Source organism: Nonomuraea sp. NPDC047897 (assembly GCF_043204415.1).
Taxonomy (GTDB): domain Bacteria; phylum Actinomycetota; class Actinomycetes; order Streptosporangiales; family Streptosporangiaceae; genus Nonomuraea.
The window spans coordinates 99,591-107,702 of sequence record NZ_JBIDCC010000021.1; the positions used below are offsets into that span (position 1 = coordinate 99,591).

At 70.9% G+C, this 8,112-nt stretch carries 6 protein-coding genes; 4 read left to right on the plus strand and 2 right to left on the minus strand.

The window, feature by feature from the left end:
• The first annotated feature begins 111 nt into the window (after nt 1–111).
• Nucleotides 112–810 (plus strand): alternative oxidase, encoded by a 699-nt coding sequence (locus ACGF0J_RS34755; protein ID WP_393152918.1) that lies wholly within the window; start codon nt 112–114, stop codon nt 808–810.
• Here the strand turns inward: ACGF0J_RS34755 and ACGF0J_RS34760 are convergent, their stop codons facing one another.
• A complete protein-coding gene (locus tag ACGF0J_RS34760; RefSeq protein WP_393152920.1) occupies nt 811–2,283 on the minus strand; it encodes an MFS transporter in 1,473 nt (490 codons plus the stop codon).
• 55 nt (nt 2,284–2,338) lie between these two features.
• On the opposite strand from ACGF0J_RS34760, the gene ACGF0J_RS34765 reads away from it, so the two are divergent.
• Together ACGF0J_RS34765 and ACGF0J_RS34770 are read left to right on the plus strand one after the other, a co-directional pair.
• Nucleotides 2,339–3,052 carry a TetR/AcrR family transcriptional regulator gene (locus ACGF0J_RS34765; protein WP_393152922.1) on the plus strand — a complete coding sequence of 238 codons (714 nt, stop codon included), beginning with the start codon at nt 2,339–2,341 and terminating at the stop codon, nt 3,050–3,052.
• A gap of 61 nt (nt 3,053–3,113) precedes the next feature.
• Nucleotides 3,114–4,730 carry a PucR family transcriptional regulator gene (locus ACGF0J_RS34770; protein WP_393152924.1) on the plus strand — a complete coding sequence of 539 codons (1,617 nt, stop codon included), beginning with the start codon at nt 3,114–3,116 and terminating at the stop codon, nt 4,728–4,730.
• 108 nt (nt 4,731–4,838) lie between these two features.
• Here ACGF0J_RS34770 and trpS read toward each other — a convergent pair whose 3' ends face one another.
• The gene (trpS, locus tag ACGF0J_RS34775) at nt 4,839–5,801 is read right to left on the minus strand and encodes a tryptophan--tRNA ligase (RefSeq protein ID WP_393152926.1); all 963 of its coding nucleotides are present in this window, start codon (nt 5,799–5,801) and stop codon (nt 4,839–4,841) included.
• Nucleotides 5,802–6,079: 278 nt separating this feature from the next.
• On the opposite strand from trpS, the gene ACGF0J_RS34780 reads away from it, so the two are divergent.
• Nucleotides 6,080–7,555: a phosphodiester glycosidase family protein gene (locus tag ACGF0J_RS34780; RefSeq protein WP_393152928.1), complete on the plus strand. Its 1,476-nt coding sequence runs from the start codon at nt 6,080–6,082 to the stop codon at nt 7,553–7,555.
• Nucleotides 7,556–8,112: the final 557 nt, after the last annotated feature.

Here is an 8,112-nt window from a genome sequence, read left to right on the forward strand (position 1 = left end):
CGGCCGGTACGTCCGGGGAGGCACCGCGAGTCACCACCGGCGGCCGACGACCGGGAGGGGGTCGATGACCCACGATCAGGACATCGACCGGAACGCGCCGAGGAGACGGACATGACACTCACCCTGGACCACCGCCCCGAGGCTCCCGCCGGCCCGCCGAAGCTCGGCCCGGCCGAGCTGCGCCTGGCCCAGCAGGAGACCCTGGACACCCCGCGCATGGCCTACAGCCTGCTGGCCAGGATGATGTTCAGGCCGGTCGACCTGCTCTACGGCCGGCAGGGCTCGTTCACCAAGTTCGCCATGCTGGAGATCATCGCCCGCGTGCCGTACCAGGCGTGGGAGCGGATGGGCTACTGGGCGGTGCACCGCCACGCGGGACGCTCGGCGCTCGCCGAGCGGGTCTTCGAGCGGATCGTCGAGGCCCGCGCCGACCAGGACAACGAGCAGTGGCACCTGCTGATCATGCAGGATCTCGTGCAGCGTCACGGCCACCGGCAGACGTGGCTGCTGCACAGGGCGGCGCCCTGGCTGATCTCGTTCTTCTACTACCACGTCTCGTGGGTGCTGTTCCTGGTCAGGCCCGACTGGAGCTACCGGCTGAACGCCGAGTTCGAGGACCACGCCGAGCACGAGTACATGACCTTCGTGGCGGACAACCCCCACCTGGAGCACACCCCCGACCCGGGCACCTACGCCGAACGCTACGGGCGTTACGGTTCGGTGGCCGACCTGCTGCGGCAGATCGGCCACGACGAGCGGACGCACAAGCTCGACAGCCTGGAGAGCATGCGCGAGCCCCGCGTCCGGTAGCTAGACCTGCGCGGGCTCGGGGGCCGCCGCGGCGGGGGCGGGCGGCCGCAGCACCGCCAGGGCCAGCAGCGCGGCGGCCACGCAGAACCCGCCGCCCACCCATGAGCCGAAGTGCACGGCGTCGGTGAAGGCGGCCTTGGCCGGCTCCACGACGCCGAGCGCGAAGGCGTCGCCGATCGACGCGCGGGCCGCCTCGGGCACGCCTTCGGGCATGGAGGCGGTGAACACCCCGGCCAGCACGCTGCCCAGGATGGCGATGCTCAGCGCCATGCCGACCTGCTGGACGGTGTCGTTCAGCGCGGAGCCGACACCGGCGTGCTCGATGGGGATCGCGCCCATCAGCGAGGCGTAGGCCGCGGGACCGGCGAGCCCGCCGCCCACGCCCATGACGAGCAGGCCGGTGAGCAGCGGCAGGTAGCCGGTGGTGGTCGCCAGCACGGCGAACCCGCCCGCCATGACCAGCAGCCCGCCGGAGACGAGGACCCGGTTGCTCACCTTCTGGCCGAGGGCCGCGCCCACGCCGTTGAACAGGGCCGCGGCCACCGCGTACGGCAGGAGGGCGAGTCCCGCCCGCATCGGCCCGTACCCCAGCACGAACTGCAGGTACTGCGTCAGCATGAGCATGACGGCCCCCGCGCCGAAGGACATCAGCAGGATCGAGAACGACGCTCCGCTGAAGTTGCGGTTCCTGAACAGCTCCAGCGGGAGCATCGGGTGCGGCGAGCGCCGCTCCCACACCACGAAGGCGACGAGCGTGACGACGGCGATCGCGATGACGGGCACGTTCCACTCGCGCTCGATGATGACGTAGACGGCCGACGTCAGGCCGACGACCGACAGCACCACGCCCACCGGGTCGATCCTCCGCCCCGCGCTGCGCGTCTCCGGCATCAGGGTCACCGCGGCCAGCACGGCGACGGCCGCGATCGGGATGTTCAGCAGGAACACCGAGCCCCACCAGTAATGGTCCAGGAGGAATCCGCCCAGCGTCGGCCCCGCGATCACACCCACCATGGCCACGGCGCTCCAGGCGGCCATGGCCTTGCGCCGCTCGCCCTCGTCGAAGACCGTCATCAGGATGGACAGCGTGGAGGGCATGAGGATGGCTCCGCCCACGCCCATCAGCGCCCGCGCCCCGATGAGCTCCCCAGGCTCGGAGGCCAGCACGGCGAGCAGCGACGCGCCACCGAAGAACACCAGCCCGATGACGAGGAAGCGGCGGCGCCCGTACCTGTCGGACAGGCTGCCCGCGGTGAGCAGCAGCCCGGCGAAGGCCAGCACGTAGGCGTCCAGGATCCACTGGATGTCGCCCGGGCTCGCTCCCAGGTCGCGGATCAGCTTGGGGATGGCCAGGTTGAGCACCGTGTTGTCCACGACCAGCACCAGCAGCGAGAGGCACAGGACGACGAGGATCCACCAACGGCGGGGGTCCCGTACAACGTTCGAGTCTTCTCGCACATCGTTCGATTTCACTCGCACACTGTACGACGATCCTCGTACAGTGTGCGAGTGGATTTATCCTGGTGGCATGAGCGGCCCGCAGATCTCCTCCGTATGGCTCCGTGAGCCACGCCAGAGCGTCCGGACCCCCGGCCGCAGCCGCGAGGAGATCGTCCGCGCGACACTCGAACTGCTGGACGCCGAAGGGCTCGACGGCCTCAGCATGCGCAAGCTCGGCGCCAGGCTGGGCGCCGGCGCCACGAGCGTCTACTGGTACGTGGAGAACAAGGACGAGCTGCTGGAGCTCGCTTACGACGAGATCTGGGGCGAGATCTTCCTCCCGGTGCCGGAGGAGGCCGGCTGGCGCGAGACCTCCTCCACCTTCGCCCACAGCATGCGGACCGTCATCCTCGGCCACCCCTGGGTGGCCGCGCTCCTCGGCCGCCTGCCCGCCCTCGGCCCCAACGCGCTGCGGATGGCCGACGTGCTGCGCCGCACCTTCCGGCAGGCCGGCTTCCGCGGCCTGGACATCGACTACGCCAACACCACGCTCACCGCGTACGTCTTCGGCATGGTCATCCCCGAGATCGCCTGGCGGCAGACGATCGGCGACGAGGAGATCGACCCGAAGAGCATGCGCGAGACGTTCGCGAACGTCGCCAAGGACTTCCCCGACCTCCTCCAACGCCTCACCGAGCTCAACGACCTGCCGGCCCGGACGATCCGCGAGCTCAGCTTCGACTTCGGGCTGCTGTCGGTCCTCGACGGGCTGGAGGTCAGGCTGCACGCCACCCGAAGGTGACCTTTCAGTCTGTAAATGAGCAGATAGGCGATCTTACAGACTGATCGGATAGGCTCGGTTCGTGCTACCCACGATCGCCGATGTGCTCGCCCTGGAGACCGTCCGCCGGGGCAACCCGCGCGTGGTCGCCGGCGCGGATCGGCTCGACAGCAAGGTGCGGTGGGTGCACGTCGGGGAGATCGCCGACATCGCCCAGCTCCTGCGCGGCGGCGAGCTGGTGCTGACGACCGGGGTCGCCCTGCCCCAGGACCCCGGCAAGCTCGCCGACTACATCGCCGGGCTGTCGTCCGTGGGCGCCGCCGGGCTGATCGTCGAGCTGGGCCGCAGGTTCGTCGGCGAGCTGCCGTCCGCCGTGGTCAAAGCCGCCGAGGAGCACGGGCTGCCGCTCGTCGTGCTGACCCGCGAGACGCCGTTCGTGCAGATCACCGAGTCGGTGCACGCCCGCATCATCGACATCCAGCTGGAGGAGCTGCGCGCCTCCGAGCAGCTCCACGAGGTGTTCACCGAGCTGTCGGTCGAAGGCGCCTCACCCGCCGAGGTGCTCGCCCAGGTCGCCCGGCTGTCCGGCCGCCCCGTGCTGCTGGAGAACCTCGCCCACCAGGTGCTGGCCTGCGAGTCGGCCGGCCGCGACACGGGCACGCTGCTGGCCGGCTGGGAGACCAGGTCACGGGCGGTCGCCCCGCCCGAACGCACCGCCTACGACCCCGCGTCCGGCTGGCTCGTCACCACGGTCGGCGCGCGCGGCCAGGACTGGGGGCGGCTCATCCTGCTCTGCGAGCTGCCGCCGTCGCCCCGCGACCTGGTCCTCGCCGAGCGGGCCGCCACCACACTCGCCCTCGGCCGCCTGCTCGAACGCCACCAGGAGTCGCTCGAACGGCAGGCGCACGGCACCATCATCACCGGCATCCTCACCCACGCCTACGCCGACCCCGAAGAGGCGGCCGCCCGCGCCCGCGCCGTCGGCGTGCCGCTGACCGGCCGCAAGCTGGTCAGCGTCGTCATCCGGCCCGTCGACCCCACCGACCAGGCGCTCGACGGACACGCGCAGCTCGGCGAGCTGGCCGAGGCGACCGCCGCCGCCTGCCGCGACGCCAAACTGCCCGCCCTCGTGGGCGCACTCGACCAGGACCGCATCGGGGTCCTGCTGCCGCTGCCGCCGCGCGCCCAGGCCGAGCCCGCGCTGACCGCCCTGGCCGAACGGCTGCGCGCCCTGTCCAAGACCGGCGGCGCGTTCGTGCTGGCCGCCGGCTCGGTGGTGGAATCCCTGCGCGACGTACGGCGCAGCTTCCTCGAAGCCGAGCAGGTGGCCGACGTCGCGGTCCGCCAGCCCGACGGCCGCCCCTTCTACCGCCTGCCCGACCTGCGCCTGCGCGGCCTGCTGCACCTGCTGCGCGACGACGCGCGGCTGCAGACGTTCGCCGAACGAGAGCTCGGGCCGCTGCTGGCCCACGACGCCCAGCGGGGCGGCGACCTCACCCGGATCCTGCGCATCTACCTCGACGCCGGGCGCAACAAGGCAGTCGCCGCGCAGAAGGCGCACCTGTCGAGACCCGCCTTCTACGACCGGCTCCGCCGCCTCGAACGCATCCTCGACACCGACCTCGACGACGTCGAGTCGTGCCTGTCGCTGCACGTGGCGCTGCTCGCCCTGGAGTCGTTCCGCCGCGACAGCCGGTAGCTCCCCGTCTTCAGCAGCCCGTCTTCAGCAGCCCGTCTTCAGCAGCCCGTCTTCAGCAGCCCGCCTTCAGAAGCCCGCCTTCAGCAGCCCGCCTTCAGAAGCCCGCCTTCAGAAGTCCATCGCGTCGCGCACCTCCGCCAGGGTGACGACCGCCCGCTCGCGGGCCCGCTCGTTGCCCTCCCGCAGCACCGCCCGGACGTCCGTCTCGGCCAGCCCGGCCCGCCGCACCCTGATCGGCCGCAGGAACTCGTTGACCGCCTCCGTCACCACCTTCTTCAGCATCGCCGCGCCGCCGTCCCCGATCTCCGCGGCGACGTCCTGAGGTGAGCGGCCCAGGCAGAGCCCCGCCAGCGTGAGCAGGTTGGCCACCTCCGGCCGGGCGGCCTCGTCGAACGTGATCAGCCGATCGGAGTCCGTCCGCGCCTTGCGGATGAGGGCGGCCGTCTCGTCCGCGGTGGCCGACAGGGCGATCGCGTTGCCCCGGCTCTTGCTCATCTTGCCCCCGTCGAGCCCCCGCAGCAGTGGACTGTCACCCAGCATCGCCTCCGGCAGCGGGAAGACGGGCCCGTACCTCTCGTTGAAGCGCCGCGCCACCATCCGCGTCACCTCCAGGTGCGGGAGCTGGTCCCGGCCCACGGGCACCAGCGTTCCCTTGCAGAACAGGATGTCGGCCGCCTGGTGCACCGGATAGGTGAACATCAGGCCGCTGACCGCCTGCTGGCTGCTGTGCGCGATCTCGTCCTTCACCGTGGGGTTGCGGCGCAGCTCCGCCACCGACACCAGGCTGAGGAACGGCAGCAGCAACTGGTTCAGCTCCGGGACGGCGCTGTGCTGGAAGATCGTCACCTTGGCCGGGTCGAGCCCGACGGCTAGGTAGTCGAGCAGCAGGCCGGTGATGTTGGCCTGGATCGCCCCCGGCATGTCCCGATCGGTGATCACCTGATAGTCGGCGACCAGCACGTACATCGGATGGGTGTCCTGCAGGGCGACACGGTTGGCCAGCGAACCGAAGTAGTGGCCGAGATGGAGCGGCCCGGTCGGGCGGTCTCCGGTGAGCACGACGTGATCCATGATCTCTCCTTGGGGTCATGCCGTCCCAGGAGAGCCCCACGCGCCGGGACCGCCCTGAGGACGGCCCGAGCATGCGAAGTCAGCGGCCGTCTGGGGGCCGCCACCACATACTGACGCGGGTCATGACCCCATCTTAGGCGGGGACGGACCACGGGCGTCCTTTCCGCCGGGGGTGTCAATCTCGTAACCTCTCCAACCCGTTTGGCGTGTTTCCCTCACTCCCACACCATGATCACGCCAGGATGGTGCGGTCCGTTTGTCCGCCCTCTGGAGTTTTCATGTCTCGACGCACCCTCGCCGTAGGCCTCGCCCTGGCCGCAACCTTCACGGTCACCACCGTGCCCGTCGCCGCCGCCGAGCAGCCTTCGGTGAAGTTCCCGTCGGCCAAGTTCCCGCTGGGCGTCCCGTCCGTGCCGACCAGGACGATGACGAGCGTCGCTCAGGGCATCGACCTGTACGACGTGAAGGCCGGCCGCGCCACCGACGGATACACCGTGACCGTGCTCATGCCGAGCGGCCGCGACTACGGCATGCGGCACACCGCCGAGGCCAAGCTCGCCGAGGTGGAGGCCACCGGCGAGGTCGCCGCCCTGCAGAAGGTCGTGCGTCCCCAGGTCGCCGACGCTCCCGCCCAGGAGGTCTACATGGTGCGGGTGGGGCTGTGGAAACTGGAGGAGAAGGCCAAGGCCGACGACATGGCCAAGAAGCTCAAGGAAGCCGGTCTGAAGGTCAAGGTCGACTACCTGGGCGACGACGGCCTGCGGACGACCGGCCCGTGGAACGTCAAGGTCATGATGGTCAACCCGAGGGCGTTCCGCGGCTCGTACGCCGCCTCCCTCGGAGCCAGCGTCGCCAAGCGGGAGACCGTGACGGCGATGGCCAAGGCCGCCAAGGCGCTCGCCGCAGTCAACGGCGGCTTCTTCAACATCCACACGGCCGCCGCGCTGCGCGGCGAGCCGGTCGGCGCGTCCGTGGTCGCGGGCAGGCTCCTCAGCGAAGCCGTCCCCGGCCGGTCCGCCGTCGTGCTGAAGGGGCGCACGGCCCGCGTCACGGAGCTGAAGACGACCGTCACCGCCATCGCCGCCTCCGGCGACAAGCTGCCCGTGAACGGCGTCAACCGGGCCGCCGTGGCCGAGGAACTCGTCCTCTACACCGAGGAGTGGGGCGCCAAGACCCCGGCCGACGGCGGGACCGACGTGGTGCTCGACGCCACCGGCAGGGTCGTCGGCGTGCGCGTCCCGGGCGCCGCCGTGCAGCGCGGCACACAGGTGCTGCACGGCTCGGGCGTCGCCGCCGAGTGGCTCGCCGCCTACGCCCCGGAGGGCGCCACCGTCAAGCTCGACACCAAGGTCGTCGACCTGCGCAAGGGCCGGGCCATCAAGCTCACCCCGGATCTGCACGTGATCGCCGGCGGCGTGGGCCTCGTCCGCAACGGCAAGACCCGCATCACCGCCAAGCGCGACGGCCACGACTCCATGAACATGATCCTCCGCCGCCACCCGCGCACCCTCCTGGGCACCACCCGCAACGGCACCCTCATCCTCGCCACCATCGACGGCCGCCAGCCGGGGGTGACGGTGGGCGCCAGCTTCATCGAGGCGGCGCAGTTCATGCGCTGGATGGGCGCCCGGGACGCGATCAACCTGGACGGCGGCGGCTCGACGGCGATGGTCGTGAACGGCAAGGTCGTCAACCGCCCGTCGGACGGCGCCGAACGCCCCGTCGGCGACGCCCTCCTGGTGCTCCCCAACTGACCCGCCCGCCCCCGGCCCGCCTTCCCGGCCGGGCCGGGGCCACCACTCCCCGTACACATGGGGAGATACGCGACACAACCCCACCGAGTTCACCACCCGGCCCACCGAGACCCGGGACCTGCACGGCCCGGTGCCGAGACCTGCACAGCCCATTGCCGGGACCTGAGCCTTCGGCGCACGCACCCGGCTCATCGCTCATGACCGCCCGCTGCGCGCTCCGGATACGTCAAGCGGCTACGGATGAGAACCGCTGCGGGTCCGACCACACTTGCCGACAAGGGCAATGTCGGGGCACGTCAACATGCGCCTGTGCCGTACCAAGCAAGGCAGGCACAAGGCCGCCTCGGCAGGCACAGGGCCGCCTCGCAAAAGATCGCGAATCGCGCTCACGGGCTGCGCCGCCACACGCCGCCGCACTGCCGAGGCTGAGGATTCCTCTCGCCGAAACAGAAAATGGGGCCTCACCCGAAGGTGAAGCCCCAATTCCCTCAACAAAAATTGTCCGGCGGTGACCTACTCTCCCACACCCTCCCGAGTGCAGTACCATCGGCGCTGAG